This window comes from Eikenella sp. NML120348 (assembly GCF_001648435.1).
GTDB classification, from domain to species: Bacteria; Pseudomonadota; Gammaproteobacteria; order Burkholderiales; family Neisseriaceae; genus Eikenella; species Eikenella exigua.
On sequence record NZ_LXSP01000001.1, the window covers coordinates 249,524 to 271,040 of the forward strand.

Sequence of the window (21,517 nt, forward strand, 5' to 3'; positions counted from 1 at the left end):
TTAATATTCCTTACTAGCTCAATCTTGTCCGAAAGTAGGCAGATTATACGAATAGCAGATTGGCAAGCCAATACGGTAAAGGCGATATAATCCCCGCTTTCTGCCCGCTAAAGGCTACCTGAAAATGCCCGTTTCCCCGCCCGATACGCCGAGCAGCCCCGGCATCGCCACGCTGTTCGGCCAGCCGGTTACCGACCTGCCCGCCGACCTCTTTATCCCACCCGATGCACTGCAGGTGGTGCTGCACAGCTTTGAAGGCCCGCTCGATCTGCTGCTGTACCTTATCCGCAAGCAAAACATCGACGTGCTGGATATCCCCATGCTCAAAATTACCGAGCAGTATCTGGCCTATATCGCGCAAATGGATGAGCAAAACCTGGATTTGGCCGCGGAATATCTGCTGATGGCGGCCGTGCTGATTGAAATCAAATCGCGCCTGTTGCTACCCGTGCCGCCCGCTGCCGCAGACGAAGACATTGCCGACCCGCGCGCCGAATTGGTACGCCGCCTCTTGGCCTACGAGCAGATGAGGCTCGCCGCTGTGGGGTTGGATGCACTGCCCCGCGCCGGCCGCGATTTCGCCTGGGCGTATCTGCCGCTGGAGATTGCCACCGCCGCCAAGCTGCCAGAAGTACAGCTGGCCGACCTCACCCAAGCCTGGCTAGCTATCCTCTCCCGCGCCGGCCAACGCCGTAGCCACACAGTGGTGCAGGAAAACGAAGCCCTTTCTGTGCGCGCCACCATGAGCCGCATCCTGCGCCGTCTGCAAGACGGCAGCTGCCGCTTTAGCCGATTGTTTGAGCCGGAAAGCGGTGTGGCGCAAGTGGTGGTGAGTTTTATCGCCCTGTTGGAGCTGGTGAAAGAAGGGCTGGTGCGCCTCACGCAGGAAGACGGCGCATTTGGCGATATTTTGGTGAGCCTGCCCGGAGAGGCAGATGAAACTGCCGTGCTGCAAAGAGAAGGCGAAGATGAAAATAAATAGAAAGGCTACCTGAAAAACCGTTTGCCATTTTTCAGGTAGCCTTGACAAAGCCTCCTGCCAGTCAAACAATAACGCCCCTCCGCCTCCCAAAGGCTACCTGAAAACATATTGTCTTACAGTAGAAACCACTATGCCTGCAAATTCCGCTCTCTATCGCATCCTCATCCAACACTACCTCGACCTCCCCCACTCCCGCGCCATCGGCCTGTGCTATGAAGGTATCCGTGCCCGCCGCCCCGTGCTCAGTTTCGATTGGCGGCCTCATCTTGTTGGCCGCCACGACACCCAGATCATCCACGGCGGCACCATCACCACCCTGGTCGATATGGTTTCCGCCTGCGCGGTAACCGCCCAGCTGCCCAGTGCCGAAATCCTCGCCACCCTCGATATGCGCATCGACTATATGCACCCCGCCACTCCCGGCCACCGCATCTACGGCCGTGCCGAATGCTACCGCTTGGCCGGCCAAGTGGCCTTCGTGCGCAGCAGCTGCTACCAAGAAGACCCTGCCGACCCCTTCGCTTTGGGCATGGCCACTTTTATGCGTACCCCGCTCACCCCAGAAGAACAAGCTAAATTACAGGAGATGTTGCAAGCATGAACAACACCCTATTCACCCTTTCCAGAGAACTCACGGCAGAAGCCGCCGACCTCATCCCCTACACCGGATTCATTGGCCTGCAATGCGGCGAATCCAACGGAAATCCCCTGTTTGCCTTACCATACAAACGCGAAAATATCGGCAACGTTTTCCTGCCTGCCCTGCACGGTGGCATGCTCGGCGGCTTCATCGAAAGCTGCGCCGTGCTCTTCCTCTACCGCCAGGCCGGCCTCGCCGAGTTGCCTAAAATGATCGATTTCTCGCTCGACTACCTGCGCAGCGGCAAGCCGGAAACCACCTACGCCCGCTGCTCCCTCACCCGCCAAGGCAGCCGCATTGCTAATGTGGCCGTGGAAGCCTGGCAGTCTGATTCCGCCAAACCCATCGTCGTGGCCCGCTGCCACTTCCAAATGCCCGCTGCCCAATAACTTTCGCCCTAAGGAGCGTGCAAAATTTCAGGTAGCCTGTTTTCCGTTAAATAGGCTACCTGAAATTTTTAATTATTTTTTCATACAAGGCGGCGAGCCGCAGACAGTACAGGAGTACGGCGAGGCGAGCCAACACCATATCCAACGCAGGAAGTGAAGCATTTTTAGCTATATCAAACCTTAATCCACATATTCTCCCTCATCCTTATTCAAAAACGCATACGGCACGCCAATCAGCAGCCCGCCGCCAATCCAATTCGCTACAAAAGCCACACTGCAATGGCGCAGGATATTCAGCACCTCAAAATGAGGCACGCTATCGGCAATCTGATTGAAGCCCACCAGCGCAAACGAAGCAAAGTTTGCCGCCACGTGTTCGTTGGCCAAAAACACAAACATATACACCGCCGCAAACACTGCCGCAATCTTCGCCGCCTGTTCCTTCAGCAGCAGATAGGATAACACCGCCACGTTTACAAACAGATTAGCGAAAATCCCCTCCGACAGCACTAGGCCGTTCGGCCGTTCCAGCTTGTGCCCCACCATATTGGCCAAATAGCCATCCGCCGAAATGTGGGCAAACGCGCTGGTTTGGTTGAACAGCCAAGCGGTGAAAATCGAGCCGATTAAATTAAATGCCGTGCAGTAGAGCAAAATAATCAGCGCCTTTTCCCATTTGATTTTTTTGAGGAAGGTACCGGCCGTGAGGTACATCATATTGGAAGTGGTAAGTTCCGCATTAAGAAACAAGATATACACCAGCCCCCAAGAGAAGAAAAACGGAAAGGCAAAACGCCCCAGTGAAGGATGCGCTGTGTTGAGTACATCCGCTGCAATCACACCCGTGGCCGACGTGAGCGTGAGCAGCATGCCGGCAATCAGCGAACGCAGCGCATACTTCGCCTTGTTGCGCTCAAACAACCCCACCTTTTTGCGGCAGGCTAGCTCAATTTTTTCCACAAATACGGATTGTGCCATGACAGCTTCCTTTTTTAAATTAAATAGGTTTCAAATCATTTGGTTGATTGTTCTCATTCAGTCTTCGATGAGTCTAGCAAAGGCTACCTGAAAATTTTCTTATGCCGGTGTCGACATGGCCATGCCGGCCTACAGTTTTGCTGCTGAGGTTTACCGGAATATTATATTATACGATGTAGTTAGGGTTGCTGCTTAGAGCAGTACGGGATTCTTGGTACATAGAGTTTGCCTGTGTATTGCCAATAACATGCATGGGTTATTTTGGTTTCGCTGCTGATGGTGGTGATAGTTTCATGGCATTCCTTTGTTTCAGGTAGCCTTTCAGACGGCCTTGAAGCTGCCTGAAATCATTCTACGGCATAGCACAAAATAGTTTTGAGCTTTTCCGGTGCGGTTGGCGTTGTTCAGATAAATTTCGCAGTTCGTAGCGCTGCTGCGTTGTAGGCCGTGTTCTTGGCAGAACTTGTCCATTTTGGCGAACGAAGTGAGTTCGTCATCAAACCTGCCAACATGTAGAATGCTCACGCATTTGCTATTAGCCATGCGTTCAAAGCATACTTCTTTATACAGGTTTCTTAATGCGTGTTTTGGCCTGCGCATCTTGTCACATTTCAGGCGTGATGAAATCAGACTGGGCGATCATAATGGCGTAGACCAAATTGCCTTTATCCAACTTATCCTCTCCCGCCGTTTTTTGCTGCTAAACGCCTTCCAGCGGCTACACGGAAAAATCGTCAACAGCCTGCCTGGCAGTGGATTTTGTAATTTATCTTCACGGCATACGTCAAGTTGTACAGAGCGCTCATGCGTTCGGAAAAATTAGCAGCATCGCAGCATTGGGGGTTGCCTTCGCCGTTTATCATAATGAACGATTGCGGCAGTACATCCAGCAATACAAGCGACACCTTAATACCGTATGAATCTTTAGTTAACCTTCTTCCATTCTTGTTTCATAATAGTTTCCCTCCTGTAGAAAGGCTACCTGAAACCTACTTTCAAGGCTGGCTATATGGCCCCAGTGTGCTTTGGCTGCCTTCCGATGCCTTACTCGAAGCCGCATCCCATACGGGTGTTATACAGTAGCGCGCAGGGTTGGCAGCCGCCGTGTCTACGCGCGCTGCCCCAGTATTCCACTTGTCCCGCTTGCGCATAGGTGCTGATGGCTATTAACACATGCCGCCTGCACTCATGGATGTAGCGTATGCCTTCGATGATGAATTTTTGATCGAAATTCAGGCCAGGGAAGTCGCGCACGTTAGTCGTGTTTTTCGGCTCCGTGTAAACCGTGTCCGTGCCGTTGTCCACGGCGGTTTTCAGGGAAGGCAGGCTGCCGGCGAGGCAGGCGAGTTCGGGGATGCTGCTGTGCTCGACGGGCTATGAGCTAGATGGCGGTTTGGCACTGATTTAAATCAACATCGCTGGGTGGGTATTTTCAAGCAGTCTCTTTCAGGTAGCCTTTGCGCAAATAGATATAGATAAGGCTACCTGAAAACTTCTGCCTACCCGATTCGGATATGGCTGAAGTCGCCGATTCTCCCTTGGTATTTAAGTAGGCAGCTTCCTGCAATATGCAGTAAAATCATGCTCAATTTTTGTTAAGCGCACAAACCGCCCAAATCACTTTTTGAAAGATACCAAAAAGCCATGAAAACCTCCGAACTACGTCAAAAATTCCTAAAATTCTTCGAATCCAAAGGCCATACCATCGTCCGCTCCTCATCGCTCGTGCCACACGACGACCCGACGCTGCTGTTTACCAACGCCGGGATGAACCAGTTTAAAGACGTGTTCCTCGGCTTCGACAAACGCGCCTACAACCGCGCCACCACCGCGCAAAAATGCGTGCGCGCAGGCGGCAAGCACAACGACTTGGAAAACGTCGGCTACACCGCCCGCCACCACACCTTTTTTGAAATGATGGGCAACTTCTCCTTCGGCGACTACTTCAAACGCGACGCCATCCACTTCGCTTGGGAGTTCCTCACTTCCCCCGAATGGCTAAACATCCCCAAAGAAAAACTCTTGGCGACCGTGTATGCCGAAGACGACGAAGCCTACAACATTTGGCTGAACGAAATCGGTATGCCTGCCGAGCGCATCGTCCGCATCGGCGACAACAAAGGCGCGAAATACGCGTCCGACAACTTCTGGCAGATGGGCGACACCGGCCCCTGCGGCCCCTGCTCTGAAATTTTCTACGACCACGGCGAGGAAATCTGGGGCGGCATTCCCGGCAGCCCTGAAGAAGACGGCGACCGCTGGATTGAAATTTGGAACTGCGTTTTCATGCAGTTCAACCGCGACGAGCAAGGCAATATGAACCCGCTGCCCAAGCCGTCCGTCGATACCGGCATGGGCTTGGAGCGCATGGCGGCCGTGATGCAACACGTCCACAGCAACTACGAAATCGACCTGTTCCAAGACCTGCTCAAAGCCGTTGCCCGCGAAACCGGCGCGCCGTTCAGCATGGACGAGCCGAGCCTAAAAGTGATTGCCGACCACATCCGTTCCTGCTCCTTCCTGATTGCCGACGGCGTGATGCCGTCCAACGAAGGCCGCGGCTATGTACTGCGCCGCATCATCCGCCGCGCCGTACGCCACGGTTACAAACTCGGTCAGAAACAGGCGTTTTTCTACAAACTCGTGCCCGATTTGGTGAAAGCGATGGGCGACGCGTATCCCGAGTTGAAAGAAAAACAAACGCATATTATGGAAGTGTTGCGTGGCGAAGAAATGCGCTTTGCTCAAACATTAGAAACAGGTATGGCTTTATTAGAAAATACTTTGATGTTCAATGAGGCTTGGTCATTACTACCCAAGATTGAATTGGAAAATTTAGAAGGAAAACTTAATATTGATAGCAGCTATGGTTTATTAGCGGATGGCTACCGTTTTGCAGCGGTCAATGTTAAATCAGGTGAGAAATTTATTGCAATTTCATCAACTAATGCTTCTGGGGAGACCACTACTATACTTCCAGATAGCACTATTTTTTCTAAAAAAGCATACGATACCATCATTGAACAGTTGTCTTCTACTAATTCAGGTAGCCTTAATGTACTTGATGGGTTAGTGATTTTTAAACTCTATGACACATATGGATTTCCATATGACTTAACTGCCGATATTTGTCGTGAACGTGGCATTGATTTGGACGAAGAAGGCTTCAACCGCGAAATGGAAGCCCAGCGCGCCCGCGCCCGTGCCGCGCAAAACTTCAAAGCCAACGCGCAACTGGATTACACAGGTGCGGACACCGAGTTCACAGGTTACGAAAAACGCAGCCAAGACACCAAAATCATCGCCTTATACAAAGGCAGCGAAGCCGTGGACGAACTCCAAGCAGGCGAAGCAGGCGTGGTCGTTTTGGAACAAACCCCGTTCTACGCCGAAAGCGGCGGCCAAGTCGGTGACGTAGGCTTTATCTTCGCGGGCGAAAACCGCTTCCGCGTTGAAGACACGCAGAAAATCAAAGCCGCGGTACACGGACAATTCGGCGCAGTCGTATCAGGTCGTCTGAAAGTCGGTGATGCCGTATCCGCCGAAATCGACAACGACATCCGCGACAGCATCATGCGCAACCACAGCGTTACCCACCTGATGCACAAAGCCCTGCGCGATGTTTTGGGCACGCACGTCGAACAAAAAGGCAGCCTGCAAAACGCCGAGCTGACCCGCTTCGACATCTCCCACCCGCAAGGCATCAGCGCGGAAGAAATCGCCGAAGTCGAACGCCGCGTCAACGCCGCGATTATCGCCAACGTGCCCGTCAAAGTCGAAACCATGTCCATTGAAGACGCGCAAAAATCCGGCGCAGTCATGCTCTTCGGCGAAAAATACGGCGACTTCGTCCGAGTGATTACCATGGGCGACTACTCCATTGAATTGTGTGGCGGCACGCACGTCGCCCACACCGGCGACATCGGCTTCTTCAAAATCATCAGCGAAGGCGGCATTGCCGCAGGCATCCGCCGCGTAGAAGCCATCACCGGCCTTGCCGCGCTGGTATGGGCGCAAAACCAAGAAAGCCTGATGAAAAACATCATCGCCGAAGTCAAAGCCCAAACCGAAAAAGACGTACTCGCCAAAATCCAAGCCAACGCCGCAAACGCCAAAGCCTTGGAAAAAGAGTTGACAAAAGCCAAAGCTGAACTCGCCGTCCACGCAGGTGCAAAACTCTTGGACGACGCAAAAGACTTGGGCGCAGCCAAACTCGTCGCCGCCCAAATCGAAGCCGACGCAGCCGCCCTGCGCGAAATCGTTACCGATTTAACCGGCAAATCCGACAACGCCGTCATCCTGCTCGCTGCCGTAAACGACGGCAAAGTCTCCTTGTGCGCCGGCGTATCCAAACCGCTAACAAACAAAGTGAAAGCCGGCGATTTGGTCAAATTCGCAGCCGAACAAGTCGGCGGCAAAGGCGGCGGCAGGCCGGATTTGGCACAGGCTGGTGGTACAGATGTTGCGAAACTGCCTGAAATGCTGGGAAGCGTGGAAGGTTGGGTTAATAGCAAACTGGCTTAACTAAATAAAGGCTACCTGAAATTTTCAGGTAGCCTTTATTTTTAACAAATAAACCTAAAATAGCTCGAACTGATCGTGTTCTAGTGGCTCTACCTTTTCTACATATAAGGTAGGTTTCTTGTCAAAATGAGCGTTACTTTTTTCATGTCTATTGACATAACAACTAATTTTACATTTCAAAAATAAAGAAGATTTATATTGTCGTATAGATCCTCTCTGAGGGTGGCAATTCAAAATTACTCCTTTATATTCAAATCCTAAAGAATTGGTTTTTTCATTACCTCTTATCAGCTTCCCCTGTAATTCAGCTACTTCACCATGAATCAGCTCGGGGAAAATAAATTCATCTTCCTCATCCTCTTCGGAGAAAAATAAAGATTTTTCTGCATTTGTAATAGTTGCTACATCAAATTGTTCTTTTTCATTTCTTACACCAATAGATAGACTTTGTCCTACCATTACACCCTGTACCATTTTCTCAAGCGACGTTTTAGGGATATTTTTGAACCATTCTAATTGTTCAACAGGGATTAATATTAAATCTCCAAATTCATTTTTAATAGAAACAAAGAATTGTTCATCAACCTGCTCAAGCTTAAAATCCTCACTCTCCCAATCAATCTTTCCCTTTTTATATTTTATTAGCTCAATGAGATTTTTTAAGGCTGTAAGTGATTTTTTAAAAACATCAGCAAGACCAATACCGTGAAAATCTTTTTCAGCCATTTTTTCCCCAGCTTTTTTTAGATAAGCGGTTCCAAATACACCAGTTCCCCATAGCAAACCACCTAATACCAAAACAACTCAGGAGCCTTTTTCCGTCTTAACAGGTATCTTATAGTCATATAAAACAATTGTTGGATATTGTTTCTTATTAAAAAACCTTATACACTCATCGAAACCTAACAGTGCCTGTCCAGCAACGTCTGCTTGAATAATTCCGTTTTCAATATTTTCTCCATAGAATTTTAAATATCCCACACAATTTTCGTTTTCCATATATATCCCCTAGCACCATTAATAATATACATAATAGTATTATAACGATTTTTAATAAATATGTGTTATTTGGAAAAATATTTAGTAAGCTATACCCTAAGTTTTTCATCAATATGTACAGGCTGTGCTACACACTCCTTATGTTACACGTTTCAGGTAGCCTAAAACCCATAGATCGAACATTTATGCCTAATCATTCAGCCATTTTAAAATAAGGACCGAGCATGGGCGTTAAACGCATTGTGGCTAATATAAACGCAACCCAACCCGCCGCAGCAAAGGCTTTCTACCATGACTTGCTTGGGCTGGAATTGCTGATGGATCATGGGTGGATACAGACCTACAGATAGGATACGACCATGTCTGTGCAGGTTAGTTTTGCCAGTGAAGGCGGTTCTGGCATGCCTGTGCCTGATTTGTCTATTGAGGTGGACAATCTAGACGAATTATTAGCACGAATACAGCATGCTGGTTTCACGCCTGAATACGGGCTGGCCACTGAGCCTTGGGGCGTGCGCCGCTTTTTTGTGCGTGATCCGTTTCGGCGACTGGTGAATATTTTGCAGCATGAGTAAACGCTTCTCTAGGGGGGAAAGTTTACGTAGCATAGCAAGCTGTATTTTGCATTCCCTACCTACATAAATTTTCAGATAGCCTGTAGCAGTGCGATCTGTCCAAATATTCCCTCCTCCCTGCTCATACAACAGGCTACCTGAAAATAGTTGTTCGGCTGTCCACCCAACCGCAATTCCTACCATCTTCACAATACAAATTATTGCAGCCTTATTTGACTGATCAGATTTAAAAACTAATCCAGCAAACTTTCAGGTAGCCTTTCCATACAAACAGCCTACACTCTTCAAACTAGAGTGCAGGCTGTTTTGATGCCGACGGCGTTACAGTGCAAATGCGGTGAAACAATACACGGTAATGCCGGCAATAATCACATACACAATCGCATAAGGCATGGCGGAGCGCAGGAAGGCGCCTTCTTGGCCTTGCTGTTCGCAGGCGGCGGTGGCGATGGCGATACTTTGCGGCGAAATGATTTTGCCGCCGGTAGCGCCGGCCGTGTTGGCGGCAGCCAGCCATGATTTATCCATATTCAGCTGGTCGGCCACGGAGGCTTGCAGTTTGCCGAACAAGATGTTGGAAGAGGTGTCGCTGCCGGTGGCGAATGTGCCGATGGCGCCCACCAGCGGTGCAACCAGCGGATAGAATGTGCCGGTGGCGTCCACCAAGCCTTTGGCAATCACGGCAATCATGCTGCTGTGGCTCATAATCGCGCTCATGGCCACCAGGCAGATGACGGTAATGCCCGAAGCCTTCATTTTCACCAAAGTCTGGCCCAAAATCTGGAACAGTTTGCTGGCGGAAACGCCTTGCACCAAGCCGCCGATAAATGCGCCCAAAAACAGCATCAGGCCGGCGTTAGACAACCAGCCGAAGGCGAAATATTTGCCTTCCGCATAAATCGGCAGGTGGATTTTGCTCACCAGAGTGGATTTCAAAAACGCGCTGATGGGGCCGGACAAGGGGCTGGCCATGATGATGAAGAACAAGATGAAACCGTACACCGCCCATGCTTTCGCCATTTGCCCCATGCTGATGGCTTTATCGGCAGGCGTATCTTTTTTCTCGGTCATTTTTGCATACAACACGATGAAGACGATGCAGGCGATGCTGCCCAAAATGGCAGGCGTTTCCGCGCCGATGAAATAAGCGGCGACAAACTGTACGCCTAGCGACAATCCGCCTACCACGGTAGATAGGATAATATTAGGAACGATGTATTTTTTAGAGGTGTCGGTCAGCATTAAGATGACAAATGGCACCAAGAACATTAAGAATCCCAATTGAATCACCACGTCGCTGGCGATAGCATGGGTTTGCTCGGAAGTAACCGCAGAACCGAACACTTCTTTTGCTAGCGTAATCACGGGGATGCCAACCCCACCGAAACCGGTGGCTACGCTGTTGCCAATCAACGATACGAGTGCCGCAAAGCGCGGTGTGAAGCCCAAACCGATTAAGATAGCGGCTGGAATTGCCACTGCCGTGCCGAAGCCAGCCATGCCTTCCAACAGGCCGCCGAAGCCCCAAACAATCAGCAGCACCTGAATGCGCTTGTCGCTAGAAATATTTATAAATTGCTGTTTAATCAATTCAATTTGTTTGCTTTCCAGTAGCACGTTGTAACTGAACAATGCCATCAGAATCACAATTAGAATAGGGAAAATGGCTTTCAAGATACCTTCGGCAAATGCCCAGCCGATGTATCTGACACTGTAGCCTTCCGGTGGCGTAAATCCGCTGATATTGGGAACGGCGAAAATGGCAATCAAAACAGCGGACAATGCTGCTAATATTGCGCTGTGATCGCCGCGCATTTTGAAGCCAATCATCGAAATAATTAGAAATAAGATTGGAAAGACAGAAAGGGCGATACTCATGATGTCTCCGTTATATGTCAATGAAACGCCGTAAAGACTGGGGGCATGAGGTACAGGTGTTGTTTGGGGTGTGTAGCTGATTAAAACTTGGAGCGTGAGCGTTCTGGTTCGTAACAGGGCAAACGCCAAATTGTAGTCTTTAGCTTTGTAGGAACTACAGGCTACCCGAAAACAGTTTTTGCTCTACAAAAAATGCAGATGGAAATGTCCGCGTGCCATTGTTTAATTGCTGCCAAAGCAGCCTGCATTCGGTTTAGCCGGAATTTTTGTTGTTTTGCTTTCAACAACTGGTGCAGCGATTTGGGCGCAGGTTTCATCGGTACATGGCTGTCTGTCCAGCTGAGCTGCTCGCCAGAGGGGCAGCCTGCGGAATTTGGTGGTCATTATGCCGAACACGCGGTAGGCAGTTTTGCTGAATAAAATGCCGTCAAATCCGCATCAAGCCAGTTATTTGCTCAAAAGTGTACAAAGCTCCTTAGTTTTTAATTTAGATAGGGCACAGCTTCATCGGGCGTGTGTTGTGCTTCTTTGCACAGGCGCTATATCTGCTAGGTAATCAGGATTTTCACGGGGCAGCCTTCCAAGACGTGTCATACATGGTGCAGGCGGTAGGCAGGTCGTGGGTGGTTTCCGATCCCAGCAGATGCGGTAACAGGATTTTGCCAATTGGTCCGAGGTAAGCGGTGCCATGTGCCGAACCGCCGATATGGTATACACCGGGCAGTGGTTCATGTAGGCGCTACAGCATATACATTGCAGCGTGCGGTGCATCTGTTCTTATGCATCTGTTCTTAGGTGGTGATACTTTGCCCGATACCGTTGTGCGGTATCAGGTTGTAGAGTGTCGGAACATCCGACAATTTGGCCACCACTTTTTCAATGGCGACGCGCGCATTACCCGCATCGGCCTTTACCATCGCCTCCCATTAGACACAGTGTGCCGGTTTCGGTCACGGCAAAGTTCACACTGCTCAAGCCGATATCGGCGGTGTAGTAAATGTTGCACAATATCATGCAGACAAAGCCAGTGAGTTTGTCCATATCGTCGGTCAGCTCCGTGCCGATGTTTTTGTGGAGCAGTTCGTTCAATTGCTTTTTAGTTTTGTGGATGGCGGGCATCACAATGTGGGGGCGGCTTTCGCCGGCCATTTACGCAATATATTTGCCCTAATCGATTTTCACCGCTTTAATGCCGCATTCGGCAAGATAATGGTTCAGCTCGATCTCTTCTCTCACCATCGATTTGCCTTGGTGGTGCATCACGATACTGTGGATAATGCAGCAGACTTCTTTGGGTATTTCCACCCAATGCACTCTCACACCCAGTTTGGTGAGATTGCTTTCCAGCTGTTCCAGCAAATCAGGTGTTTGGACAGCGAACGCTGGCGAATGTGCTTGCAAAGGGTGCACAGCATCTGCAATTCCTGTTCGTCCGACAACACAATTTTGCGCTTGGTCATCAGCATATTCATTGCCGTGCACAGGATTTTTTTGCACAAAGGTTTGTCGGTAAGGGCTTCGCGTGCGTTACTCACGATTTCCGTGACCTGTGTTTCTTTCAGTATGGTCACTTTATCGTTCATTATGTCGCCAGAAATGTCGGATTATTTAACGGAGAATGTGCCGCCGAAGCCGCAGCATTCGCTTTCGTGGTCGTGCACGATACACTCCACGTTTTGCAGGCTTCAATCAGCTTCCAGCCTGTGATGTGCACGCCCATTTCGCGGCGTGCCGTACAGGAAGTATGCGCCGCCACTTTCACTGGCTCGCCCACGTCTTTAGACTCGTAGCCGATGCCCACCAGAAAATTGGTGAACTCAACGCACGGCTGGCCAATTCGTTGGCGAGCTGTTCGTATTCGCTGCCTTTAAATAATTTGGGCCAATGGTGCTTCATCATACTGCCGCAAGAGCCGGAAAGCATAATGATGAGTAGTTTTCGGTGAATAAAGCGAGCTGGGCTTTGGCTACATTGAACGCCTCTTCGCAGTATCAAGTCCAAAAGGCAGAGCCGAAAAATTAAACTTCGGCAGGCTTGCCGCCACTGTGTGTGGTGGTTTGGTTGGCGTTCATAATATGCTTCTTATTTCTTAATAATTTAGAGAAGCCGATGCAAGTCTTACCCAACGGAAAATCCATATTACTTTAAGCGATATGCTTTTAGATGGTCAAGATGCTTGTGAAATTAGGGCTAATGCCAGACACCGTTGATATGGAGGAGGGTAGATTTGACGGATTTAAAGCACAAAATTCGTTATTATGCAGGGGATAGTAGAAACTTTTGTGTGGTCAATGAATTGCCCATGCTATTCGGTTGAAGGCTACCTGAAGGTTCAGGAGGATAGGCATAACAAAATGTCAACGTTGCCACGCCGATATTTCGCAATTCAAACAACAGTTTTATTTTTATTAATCGATTTTCGATACAAAAAGGCTACCTGAAAAGTCCCAGGTAGCCTTTGGTTTATAGCAGATTAACTTAACTTCCGATACAGCATTAGCTTACCTTACCGTGCTCTGTACTGTCTGCAGTTTGCTGCTTTGTATTAAAAATTAATTAATCTGTTATAACTGTGTCGGTAGCAAAATAGTTCAACTGGCCGGCATTACCGCGCAGGAATAGTACCCATGCGGCGGGTGAGGGAGGTGTGCGGCTCGTTGAACAGGCTGGCGTAATAGGTGGCGTTGGTCATCACGCGTTTGACGTAGTCGCGGGTTTCGTCAAACGGGATGGTTTCGGCATACACCGCGCCTTCGAGCGCTGTGGCGGCTTGCCAGTTGCGGGCACGGCCGGGGCCGGCGTTGTAGCCGGCAGTGGCGAGCACTTCGTTGCCCAGCCGGTTGCGGGCATCACCTAGATACCAAGTGCCCATGCGGATGTTGCCTTCAACAGTATGCAATTCGGCAGGATCCATACTGATTTTGCTGGCGATCTCGCGGGCAGTGGCGGGCATCACCTGCATCAGGCCGGTGGCGCCCACGCGGGAGCGCACGCCGATCATGAAGCGGCTCTCTTGGCGGATGATGCCGTAGGCCCAGGCGGGGTCGATATTGGCTTGGGCGGCGTAGCGATCCACGCTGTCACGGAAGGGGGAGATATAGCGCAGGTTGTAGTTGATTTGGCTGTTGGTTTTGTCGGCGGCATAAATGCCCATCTCGTAGAAGCCGGCATCGTGTGCGAGCTTGGAGGCTGCGAGCAGGGCTGGTTCGTTAAAGCCATCCATGGCATAGCGCCACTCGGCTTGGGCTTGCTTGCGCATATCCCAATCTCCGCTGCGCTGAGAGGCGCGGAATAAGTTGAGTGCACGGGAAACTGCACCATCAGCGGCCACTTGGCTGGTTTGGCTACTGCCAGGTTCGGCAGCAGTGTTGCGGGTGTTCACTTCGCCGCCGAGGGCTTCAGTGGCGAGCAGGGCGTAGAAATTGCGGCCGGAGGCAGCGGCTTGGCGGTAGTGCTGCTGGGCTCGGGTGGAATCGCCGCTGGCGGCCAGGCTGCGGGCAAGCCAGTATTGCCAGGTGGGGTCGGCCCGCAGGGTGTCGGGCATGGCTTCGATGATGTTCTGCAGCTCGTTCCAGCGGCCGAGGCGCAGGGCGCTGCGGGCATACCATTCCCAGTGTTCTTTGCCCAGCTGGCCGCGGTCGGCGCGATTGAAGGCATCGAGCGCGGCGGAGAAGCGTTGGTTCAACGCGTAGTGGTGGCCGAGCACGGCCCAGGCAAAGCCGGTTTGAGCCGGGCTGAGGCTGGTGGAGAGGCTTTGCAGGCGTTGGGCGGTATCGGCCTGTTTGCGGGCATTTTGGCCGATTACGCTGTGCAGCATGGCTTCACGGCCGCCTTGGCTGTCGGGCGTGGCGCTGGTGAGCGGCTCGGGCAGGGGTGAGCCCAAGGCGGCGGCCAAGCGGCGGGCATCGCTGATTTGGTTGTTGGCCAGCAAGCCGCGCACGCGCCGCCAAGCGGCATCGGCGGGCAGTTTGCCTTGGGCGGCGAGCTGTTCGAGCAGGCGGTTGCAGCCTTCGGGCTGGCGGCCGAGTTCGGTCAGCACTTCTTGGGCGGCGTTTTGGTTTTCCTGCCCGGCCAGCGCGGCATAGCAGCGGGTTTCTTTATCGCGGTCGGCGGGTTTCAGGTAGGCGTATTGCCGAACAAATTCTTGCCATTGGCCGTTGCGGCCGAGCTGTTTGAGCCACTGGTTGCGCAGGCTGTTGGCCATGGCGCTGGGCTGGGCTTGGGCGAGGAATTGGGCGGCTTGGCCGGCATAGCCCTGTTTGAGCGTGGCTTGGGCAGATTGAAAGAGCTGGTAGTCGGCCAGCACTTTGTCTTCGGAATCGCTGCGGCGGACGCCGGGCAGCTGGACGGCGGCGCTGCTGTCGGCATTGATGGGCTCGACCGGGGTTTCGGTTTGGCTGGAGCAGGCGGCGAGTAGGCCGGCGGCGAGGAGGGGGAGACTGTGTTGATATACGGTTTTTTTCATGCTTGATGTCGGCTTGGATAATTCGGAATGGCCTAAGGCTACCTGAAAGCGGTGGGGCAATGAAGCGGCAGGCGCGAACAGACGGCGGGTTTTACTGCTTTTTACGCAGGAAAAGATTTTCCGGTAGCCTGATAAAGGAGGCTACCTGAAAACTAAAATGCCTCAGCCGCGCTCTACAGCCGCGAGAAATCCGGGCGCAGGCGGAGGAATGCACCGATGGGTTGATGGAACTGCTAGAGAAACTGGGCGGCTGAGGAATGCTTGGATGATGAAGACCGAGACCTTTTCAAAACCACGGATTTGAGTGCGGTTCAAAGCAGCAGCATCGCAAATCATTTGGCTTTATTGGGCACAGATAATATGGAAATATTTTCAAGCATTCGAGAAACGTACCGAGAGGAAATATGCCGAAAACGGGATTTTGCAAAGGTCTCAGGCTACCCTGAAATTTTCAGGTAGCCTTTTGTGTTTGGGGCTGCTTCACCCAAACAAGCTGCTCTTGCTATTGCCTTTCAGGTAGCCACCATTGTGGCGGGGTAAGCGGCTGTCGGATTCGAGAGCTTGGCCTACCTATCTTCAGCTTTTCAACAGCTTTATTTCAGGTAGCCCTCTTCCCGTTTGAGACTACCTGAAATCATCAAACGCTATTTGCGCCAATAGGCAGGGGTAAAAAGCATGAACACGGTAAAGATTTCCAAGCGGCCGAGTAGCATGACGATAGAGCACAGCCATTTTTGGGCGTCGGCTAGGTTGGCGTAGCTGCCGGCGGGGCCCACGCTGCCGAGGCCGGGACCAGCGTTGGTAATGCAGGCGGTGGTGGCAGTGAGGGCGGTTACGAAGTCGAGGCCGGTGGCCATGAGGGCGAAGGTAGCGAAGATGATGGTGAGGAAATAAACGGCAGTGAACACGAGCACGGTCATGGCGGTACGCTCTGCGATGTGCATACCATTGATTTTTACGGTGTGCACGGCGTTGGGGTGCAAGAGCAGCATCATTTCACGCAGACTGAATTTGAACAATACGATGGCGCGGATGGTTTTGAGCCCACCACCGGCGCTACCGGCGTTGGCGAGGATGTTGGCGAGGAAAAACATCCACAGGGATACGGGCAGCGGCCAGGTGGCGAAGTCAGTGTTGGCGTAGCCGTTGGCCAGGCCGATGGAGACGAAGTTGAAACCGACGTAACGCAGGGCGTGCGGCCAGTCGGCGTAAAAATCTTTGTGCCACAAATAGAGGGAGCATACGATAATGCTGGCAATTAGGGTGGTAATCATCACGCGCACTTCACTGTCGCAGCGATAGGCATTGAGGCTGCATTGGCGGAAGGCGTAATAATGGTTGGTAAAGTTGATAGCGGCCATAACACTGCCAATGGTGATGATGATTTCGATGAGTGGAGAATTGAAATAGGCGATGTTTTGGTCGTGGGTGGAGAAACCGCCTAGGCCGAGGCAGGACATGGCATGGCACACGGCATCGAGCCAACTCATACCGGCCAGGCGCAGGGCAAGGCAGATAAGGAGTGTGAAAAAAACGTAGATTAACCAAAGGTTTTTGGCGGTTTGGGAGATGCGAGGGGAAAGTTTGCTGTCTTTGTGGATGCCAGGGATTTCGACTTTAAAGAGCTGGGTGCCGCCCACGCCGATCATGGGCAGGATGGCCACGGCTAACACGATGATGCCCATTCCGCCTACCCAGTTGAGCAGATGGCGCCAGAAGTTAAGTGAGGGGGGGAAGCTGTCGAGGTTGGTGAAGACGGTGGCGCCGGTGGTGGTAAGGCCGGATATGGCTTCAAAAAAGGCGTCGGTGTAGCTGATACCGGGCAAATGCCAGTAGAATGGCAGGGAGGCGACCATGGCAAAGCCTACCCATAAAAGGAAGACGAGGGTGAAGCCGTCGCGGGCGCGCAGCTCGCGGTGGTGGCGGCGGGTGATGAGCCAGATGATGCCGGAAACGAAGATGGTGCCAGCGGCGGTGTCAGCAAATATCCAGAAAGCAGCATCTTGGTAGAGATACGACACGATGGTGGGCGCCAAGAGCAATAGCGAAAATACGAAGCCAAGGCGGGAGAAGATGTGGATGATGGGAGCGAGTTTGTAGTACATGGTGTGGCTTAGGTGGCCTGTGGAAAAGGATGTATTTTACTTGTTTTAACGGGGTGTTGTGATGGCGGTTGAGGCTACCTGAAAACGGATACAGCGGTTTCAGGTAGCTTGCGGCATGAGCAAATGAGCGTGGGTCATAGCTAAAGCACTTATTTCTTCATACAAGGCAGCGAGCCGCAGACAGTATAGGTAAAAGTATGGCAAGACAAGCTAACGTCGTATATAAGAAATAAGTGCTTTAGCTATAAGTGCGTTTCGGGTCATTGGGCCGCAGTTCGGCCGCCAGTTTATCCAAAATGCCGTTGACGAATTTGTGGCCGTCGATGCCGCCGAAGGTTTTGGTGACTTCAATCGCTTCGTTAATGATCACGGGGTAGGGCGTTTCCGGCATATCGCGCAGCTCGAAAGCAGCGGCTAGGAGCACGGCGCATTCGATGGGGCTGAGGTCTTTTTCGTCACGGTCGAGCAGCGGGCGGATAATCTGCATCAGCTCGCGGCGTTTGGCCTGAACGCCGAAGAAAATGGCGGTGAAGAGCTCGTTGTCGGCCTTGGCGAAGTATTCGTTTTCGCGGATATTTTTGGCCACTTCGGTATCGGGCAGCTGGTTGAGCGCGGCCTGATACAGCGCCTGCACGGCAAATTCGCGCGCGCGGCGGCGCGGGGTGCGGTTTTTCGGTTTCATTACTTGGCTTTCTGAAATCAATGTCTACACGAGGGCATCGGGCAGGTTGTTGCCGGCCGGATTGAGGCGGCGCAGCAGGTTGGCGCATTCCACCGCCACCACGGCGGCTTCGGCGGCTTTGCTTTGGATGCGCGCGTGGGCTTGTTCGTCGTTTTCGGTGGTGAGGATGGCGTTGGCAATCGGGATGTTGAAATCCAGCCCCACGCGGCTGATGCCGGCGGCGGATTCGTTTGACACCAATTCGAAATGGTAGGTTTCGCCGCGAATCACCGCGCCCAAGGCTACCAGTGCATCAAAGCTGTGTGACTGTGCCATATTTTGCAGCGCCAGCGGTACTTCCAGCGCGCCGGGCACGGTGGCTACGGTGATGTTGCCGTCGGGCACGCCCATTTCCACCAGTTTTTTGGTGCACACTTCAAGCATGGCGCTGCCGATTTCGTTGGAAAAACGGGCTTGTACAATGCCGATATTCAGGCCTGCGCCGTCGTGGTTGGGGGGGATGATGGTCATGTCCGCTGCTCCGTTGTAGTGAAATAAGCAAAAGCGGCATGCGCCGCAAAGAAAGCGGATTTTACACCAAAGCGCACGTTTTGGGGCTGTGAAGGAAGATGGCTTGCGTTACAATGGCGGCGTTTTGCTCCACTTTTCAGGTAGCCTTCCATGCCAACCATCACTCTTATCGCCGCCGTGGCGGATAACCGCTGCATCGGCAGCGGCAACGCCATGCCCTGGCATATTGCCGAAGATTTCGCCTTTTTCAAACGCTACACCTTGGGCAAACCCGTGGTGATGGGGCGCAAAACTTGGGATTCGCTGCCCAAGAAACCCTTGCCCGGTCGCCGCAATATCGTGATTACCCGCCAGCCGCTCTGGCAGGCCGAAGGCGCAGAACGTGCCGACAGCTTAGATGCCGCGCTGGCCATGCTGGCCGACGTGCCCGAGATCATCATCATGGGCGGTGCGCAGATTTATGCCCAGGCCCTGCCGCTGGCCACCGATTTGCGCCTCACCGAAGTGCGGTTGGATATCGACGGCGACGCCTTTTTCCCAGCCTTTGCCCCCGCCGAATGGCAGGAGGTTGAACGCAGCAGCCACACCGCTGCCGCCAACGGCATCCGCTTCGATTTCGTGCACTACCGCCGCGCCCGGCAGGCTACCTGAAAGATTGAGGCTATCTGAAAAATGCTGCACCGCCTGATCGAACGCCATTGGCAAACGCCCAAGCCGCTGCTCACGCCGATTTTATGGCCGTTGGCGCGGCTGTTCGGCTTGTTGGCAGCGCGGCGGCGTGAAGGCTACCTGAAAGGCCGGCGGCACAGCGAAAAGCTGCCCGTGCCGGTGGTGGTGGTAGGCAATGTGCAGGCCGGCGGCAGCGGCAAAACCCCTGTGGCGCAGGCCTTAGTGCGCGCCTTGCAGGAGCGCGGCATCCGCCCCGGCATCATCAGCCGTGGCTATGGCCGCAGCGGGCAGGGCGTGCACGTGTTAAACAGCCAAAGCACCGCCGCGCAGGCCGGCGACGAGCCGCTGCTGCTGCACCGCAGCACCGGTGCCCCCGCCGCCGTGGGCAGCCGCCGTGCCGAAGCGGGCAGGGCGCTTTTGGCCGCGCATCCCGAAGTGCAAATCATCGTTGCCGACGATGGCTTGCAACACTACGCCCTGCAACGTGATTTCGAGCTGGCCGTGTTCCCCGCCGCCGATGTGGGGCGGCCGCTGGATTTGCTGCCCAACGGCAATTTGCGCGAGCCTTTGCAGCGCCTGGAAAGCGTAAACGCCGTGCTGCTCGCCAACAGCACGCCCGACAGCCCCGAGCCGGATTGGGCGCTGCCGGATAACGTGCTGCTTTGCCGCAGCCGCCTGCAATGCGGGCAGATTTACCGTCTGCACCGCCCGCACGAACCCTTGCCCGAAGGCTACCTGAAACAGCGCCGCGTTATCGCCGCCGCCGCCATCGCCAAGCCAGAACGTTTTTTTGCCGAACTGGCGCGGCTTGGCATCGAAACCGAACGGCAAATGGCACTGCCTGACCACGCTGCCTGGCAGATTGCCGATTTGCCCGCAGCCGATTGCTACATCGTCACTGAAAAAGACGCAGTGAAGCTCGCCGCCGACACCGCGCAGGAAGTATGGGTATTGCCCGTGCGCGCCGAACTGCCGGAAGCCTTAGTGCAGGCCGTAATCCGCCGCTGCCTGCCGGATAAGGAACAGGCTGCCTGAAAGCGAAGCTTCAACGCAGTTAACACACAAGTTGAAACGAAGTTGCCGCAGCAAGCGGAATTTCTGCGAAGCCAAAACCTAAGCTTCAACCAAAACAACACAGGAGACCCCAAACCATGGACAAAAAATACCTCGACCTCCTCGTTTGCCCGCTCACCAAAGGCGCACTCGAATACCATGCCGGCCGCCAAGAATTGTGGAGCCGCCAAGCCAAGCTGGCCTTCCCCATCCGCGACGGCATTCCCATCATGCTGGAAAACGAAGCCCGCCCCCTCACCGAAGAAGAGCTGCGCGCATGAGCACCCCGTTTACCGTTATCATCCCCGCCCGCCTGGCCTCCAGCAGGCTACCTGAAAAAGCCTTGGCCGATATTGCCGGCAAACCCATGGTGGTGCGCGTGGCCGAGCGCGCCAAGCTGAGCGAGGCGCAGCGCATCGTCGTGGCCACCGACCACACCGCCATTGCCGCCGCCTGCTCCGAATACGGCATTGAAGCCGTGCTCACCGGCAAACAGCACACCAGCGGCACCGCCCGCCTGGCCGAAGCCGCACTGCTGCTGGGCATGGCCGATAGCGACATCGCCGTAAACGTGCAGGGCGACGAGCCGCTGATTGATCCCGCCCTCATCAACCGCACCGCCGAATTGCTCGGCAGCAGCAGTGCGCAAATGGCCACCGCCGCCCACCCGATTGCCGACGCGGCCGAGTTTCTCAACCCCAACTGCGTGAAAGTGGTGCTCGACCAGCGGCGCAACGCCCTCTATTTCAGCCGCGCCCCCATCGCCTGGCCGCGCGATGCCTTCGCCGAAACGCAAGCCGTGCTGCCCGAAGGCTTTGCCCCGTTGCGCCACATCGGCCTATATGCCTACCGCGTGGGTTTTTTGCACCAATACGTCGGCCTGCCGCCCTCGCCGCTGGAGGGTATCGAATCGCTCGAGCAGCTGCGCGTGTTGTGGCACGGCGGCAAAATCGCTGTAACCGTGTGCGACAACGCCCCCGCCGCCGGGGTGGACACCGCCGAAGATTTACAGCGCGTGCGCGATTGGTTTGCCCGGCATCCCGAAGAGGCTACCTGAAAACAAATCGC

18 protein-coding genes and 3 pseudogenes are annotated in these 21,517 nt (G+C 53.3%); 9 read left to right on the forward strand and 12 right to left on the reverse strand.

All coding sequences use genetic code 11. The features are described from left to right. Positions 1 to 124: 124 nt before the first annotated feature. From A7P99_RS01175 to A7P99_RS01185, 3 genes are all read left to right on the forward strand, one after another. Complete coding sequence (locus tag A7P99_RS01175) at positions 125 to 982, forward strand: ScpA family protein (RefSeq protein WP_067527623.1); 858 nt, start codon at positions 125 to 127, stop codon at positions 980 to 982. A 130-nt stretch (positions 983 to 1,112) separates the two neighbouring features. Next, entirely contained in the window at positions 1,113 to 1,583 is a 471-nt protein-coding gene (locus tag A7P99_RS01180; protein ID WP_067444673.1) for a PaaI family thioesterase, read from the forward strand. Further along, positions 1,580 to 2,011 carry a PaaI family thioesterase gene (locus A7P99_RS01185; protein WP_067446711.1) on the forward strand — a complete coding sequence of 144 codons (432 nt, stop codon included), beginning with the start codon at positions 1,580 to 1,582 and terminating at the stop codon, positions 2,009 to 2,011. The genes A7P99_RS01180 and A7P99_RS01185 overlap by 4 nt, the downstream gene beginning before the upstream one ends. 180 nt (positions 2,012 to 2,191) lie before the next feature. On the opposite strand, the gene A7P99_RS01190 is transcribed toward A7P99_RS01185, so the two are convergent. The 3 genes and pseudogenes from A7P99_RS01190 to A7P99_RS09510 form a co-directional block, all read right to left on the reverse strand. Beyond that, positions 2,192 to 2,989 carry a formate/nitrite transporter family protein gene (locus A7P99_RS01190; protein ID WP_067446713.1) on the reverse strand — a complete coding sequence of 266 codons (798 nt, stop codon included), beginning with the start codon at positions 2,987 to 2,989 and terminating at the stop codon, positions 2,192 to 2,194. 321 nt (positions 2,990 to 3,310) lie between these two features. Further along, positions 3,311 to 3,589 carry a GyrI-like domain-containing protein gene (locus tag A7P99_RS10330; protein WP_369799376.1) on the reverse strand — a complete coding sequence of 93 codons (279 nt, stop codon included), beginning with the start codon at positions 3,587 to 3,589 and terminating at the stop codon, positions 3,311 to 3,313. Positions 3,590 to 4,102: 513 nt separating this feature from the next. Continuing rightward, positions 4,103 to 4,345: pseudogene (locus A7P99_RS09510) on the reverse strand (U32 family peptidase); the annotation flags it as partial. Positions 4,346 to 4,633: 288 nt separating this feature from the next. On the opposite strand from A7P99_RS09510, the gene alaS reads away from it, so the two are divergent. Then, positions 4,634 to 7,513 (forward strand): alanine--tRNA ligase, encoded by a 2,880-nt coding sequence (alaS, locus tag A7P99_RS01205; RefSeq protein ID WP_067446717.1) that lies wholly within the window; start codon positions 4,634 to 4,636, stop codon positions 7,511 to 7,513. A 54-nt stretch (positions 7,514 to 7,567) separates the two neighbouring features. Here the strand turns inward: alaS and A7P99_RS01210 are convergent, their stop codons facing one another. Then, positions 7,568 to 8,311, reverse strand: a complete 744-nt coding sequence (locus A7P99_RS01210) for a hypothetical protein (RefSeq protein ID WP_153705456.1) — start codon at positions 8,309 to 8,311, stop codon at positions 7,568 to 7,570. A 6-nt stretch (positions 8,312 to 8,317) separates the two neighbouring features. Next, the gene (locus A7P99_RS01215; protein ID WP_067527627.1) at positions 8,318 to 8,512 is read right to left on the reverse strand and encodes a hypothetical protein; all 195 of its coding nucleotides are present in this window, start codon (positions 8,510 to 8,512) and stop codon (positions 8,318 to 8,320) included. Positions 8,513 to 8,871: 359 nt separating this feature from the next. Here A7P99_RS01215 and A7P99_RS10335 point away from each other — a divergent pair, with 359 nt between their 5' ends. Next, positions 8,872 to 9,087 (forward strand): VOC family protein, encoded by a 216-nt coding sequence (locus tag A7P99_RS10335; RefSeq protein WP_231863694.1) that lies wholly within the window; start codon positions 8,872 to 8,874, stop codon positions 9,085 to 9,087. 321 nt (positions 9,088 to 9,408) lie between these two features. Here A7P99_RS10335 and A7P99_RS01225 read toward each other — a convergent pair whose 3' ends face one another. The 7 genes and pseudogenes from A7P99_RS01225 to ribH all read right to left on the reverse strand — a co-directional run bounded on the left by A7P99_RS01225 (position 9,409) and on the right by ribH (position 18,727). Then, positions 9,409 to 10,965 (reverse strand): L-lactate permease, encoded by a 1,557-nt coding sequence (locus tag A7P99_RS01225; RefSeq protein ID WP_067527630.1) that lies wholly within the window; start codon positions 10,963 to 10,965, stop codon positions 9,409 to 9,411. A gap of 263 nt (positions 10,966 to 11,228) precedes the next feature. Beyond that, a pseudogene (locus tag A7P99_RS09910) lies at positions 11,229 to 12,500 on the reverse strand (LUD domain-containing protein); the annotation flags it as partial. Then, positions 12,495 to 12,947 (reverse strand): annotated as a pseudogene (locus A7P99_RS10340) (heterodisulfide reductase-related iron-sulfur binding cluster); the annotation flags it as partial. The pseudogenes A7P99_RS09910 and A7P99_RS10340, both read right to left, overlap by 6 nt. 623 nt (positions 12,948 to 13,570) lie before the next feature. Further along, positions 13,571 to 15,430 carry a lytic transglycosylase domain-containing protein gene (locus A7P99_RS01240; protein WP_067527632.1) on the reverse strand — a complete coding sequence of 620 codons (1,860 nt, stop codon included), beginning with the start codon at positions 15,428 to 15,430 and terminating at the stop codon, positions 13,571 to 13,573. A 644-nt stretch (positions 15,431 to 16,074) separates the two neighbouring features. Beyond that, entirely contained in the window at positions 16,075 to 17,535 is a 1,461-nt protein-coding gene (locus A7P99_RS01245) for a TrkH family potassium uptake protein (RefSeq protein WP_067439319.1), read from the reverse strand. 238 nt (positions 17,536 to 17,773) lie between these two features. After that, complete coding sequence (nusB, locus tag A7P99_RS01250; RefSeq protein ID WP_067439316.1) at positions 17,774 to 18,217, reverse strand: transcription antitermination factor NusB; 444 nt, start codon at positions 18,215 to 18,217, stop codon at positions 17,774 to 17,776. A gap of 24 nt (positions 18,218 to 18,241) precedes the next feature. After that, on the reverse strand, positions 18,242 to 18,727 hold the full coding sequence (gene ribH / locus A7P99_RS01255) for a 6,7-dimethyl-8-ribityllumazine synthase (protein WP_067446732.1): 486 nt from the start codon (positions 18,725 to 18,727) through the stop codon (positions 18,242 to 18,244). A gap of 150 nt (positions 18,728 to 18,877) precedes the next feature. On the opposite strand from ribH, the gene A7P99_RS01260 reads away from it, so the two are divergent. The 4 genes from A7P99_RS01260 to kdsB all read left to right on the forward strand — a co-directional run bounded on the left by A7P99_RS01260 (position 18,878) and on the right by kdsB (position 21,506). Further along, positions 18,878 to 19,378, forward strand: a complete 501-nt coding sequence (locus A7P99_RS01260) for a dihydrofolate reductase (RefSeq protein WP_067446734.1) — start codon at positions 18,878 to 18,880, stop codon at positions 19,376 to 19,378. Between the two features lie 21 nt (positions 19,379 to 19,399). Beyond that, entirely contained in the window at positions 19,400 to 20,431 is a 1,032-nt protein-coding gene (gene lpxK, locus A7P99_RS01265) for a tetraacyldisaccharide 4'-kinase (protein WP_067446736.1), read from the forward strand. 116 nt (positions 20,432 to 20,547) lie between these two features. Further along, positions 20,548 to 20,730 (forward strand): Trm112 family protein, encoded by a 183-nt coding sequence (locus tag A7P99_RS01270; RefSeq protein ID WP_067439304.1) that lies wholly within the window; start codon positions 20,548 to 20,550, stop codon positions 20,728 to 20,730. Then, positions 20,727 to 21,506, forward strand: a complete 780-nt coding sequence (gene kdsB / locus A7P99_RS01275) for a 3-deoxy-manno-octulosonate cytidylyltransferase (protein WP_067686270.1) — start codon at positions 20,727 to 20,729, stop codon at positions 21,504 to 21,506. The genes A7P99_RS01270 and kdsB overlap by 4 nt, the downstream gene beginning before the upstream one ends. The last annotated feature ends 11 nt before the right edge of the window (positions 21,507 to 21,517 follow it).

Coding starts and splice junctions, on each gene's coding strand:
- A7P99_RS01175 (WP_067527623.1), top strand. CDS start 125: ATGCCCGTTTCCCCGCCCGATACGCCGAGCAGCCCCGGCATCGCCACG.
- A7P99_RS01180 (WP_067444673.1), top strand. CDS start 1,113: ATGCCTGCAAATTCCGCTCTCTATCGCATCCTCATCCAACACTACCTC.
- A7P99_RS01185 (WP_067446711.1), top strand. CDS start 1,580: ATGAACAACACCCTATTCACCCTTTCCAGAGAACTCACGGCAGAAGCC.
- A7P99_RS01190 (WP_067446713.1), bottom strand. CDS start 2,989: ATGGCACAATCCGTATTTGTGGAAAAAATTGAGCTAGCCTGCCGCAAA.
- A7P99_RS10330 (WP_369799376.1), bottom strand. CDS start 3,589: ATGCGCAGGCCAAAACACGCATTAAGAAACCTGTATAAAGAAGTATGC.
- alaS (WP_067446717.1), top strand. CDS start 4,634: ATGAAAACCTCCGAACTACGTCAAAAATTCCTAAAATTCTTCGAATCC.
- A7P99_RS01215 (WP_067527627.1), bottom strand. CDS start 8,512: ATGGAAAACGAAAATTGTGTGGGATATTTAAAATTCTATGGAGAAAAT.
- A7P99_RS10335 (WP_231863694.1), top strand. CDS start 8,872: ATGTCTGTGCAGGTTAGTTTTGCCAGTGAAGGCGGTTCTGGCATGCCT.
- A7P99_RS01225 (WP_067527630.1), bottom strand. CDS start 10,965: ATGAGTATCGCCCTTTCTGTCTTTCCAATCTTATTTCTAATTATTTCG.
- A7P99_RS01240 (WP_067527632.1), bottom strand. CDS start 15,430: ATGAAAAAAACCGTATATCAACACAGTCTCCCCCTCCTCGCCGCCGGC.
- A7P99_RS01245 (WP_067439319.1), bottom strand. CDS start 17,535: ATGTACTACAAACTCGCTCCCATCATCCACATCTTCTCCCGCCTTGGC.
- nusB (WP_067439316.1), bottom strand. CDS start 18,217: ATGAAACCGAAAAACCGCACCCCGCGCCGCCGCGCGCGCGAATTTGCC.
- ribH (WP_067446732.1), bottom strand. CDS start 18,727: ATGACCATCATCCCCCCCAACCACGACGGCGCAGGCCTGAATATCGGC.
- A7P99_RS01260 (WP_067446734.1), top strand. CDS start 18,878: ATGCCAACCATCACTCTTATCGCCGCCGTGGCGGATAACCGCTGCATC.
- lpxK (WP_067446736.1), top strand. CDS start 19,400: ATGCTGCACCGCCTGATCGAACGCCATTGGCAAACGCCCAAGCCGCTG.
- A7P99_RS01270 (WP_067439304.1), top strand. CDS start 20,548: ATGGACAAAAAATACCTCGACCTCCTCGTTTGCCCGCTCACCAAAGGC.
- kdsB (WP_067686270.1), top strand. CDS start 20,727: ATGAGCACCCCGTTTACCGTTATCATCCCCGCCCGCCTGGCCTCCAGC.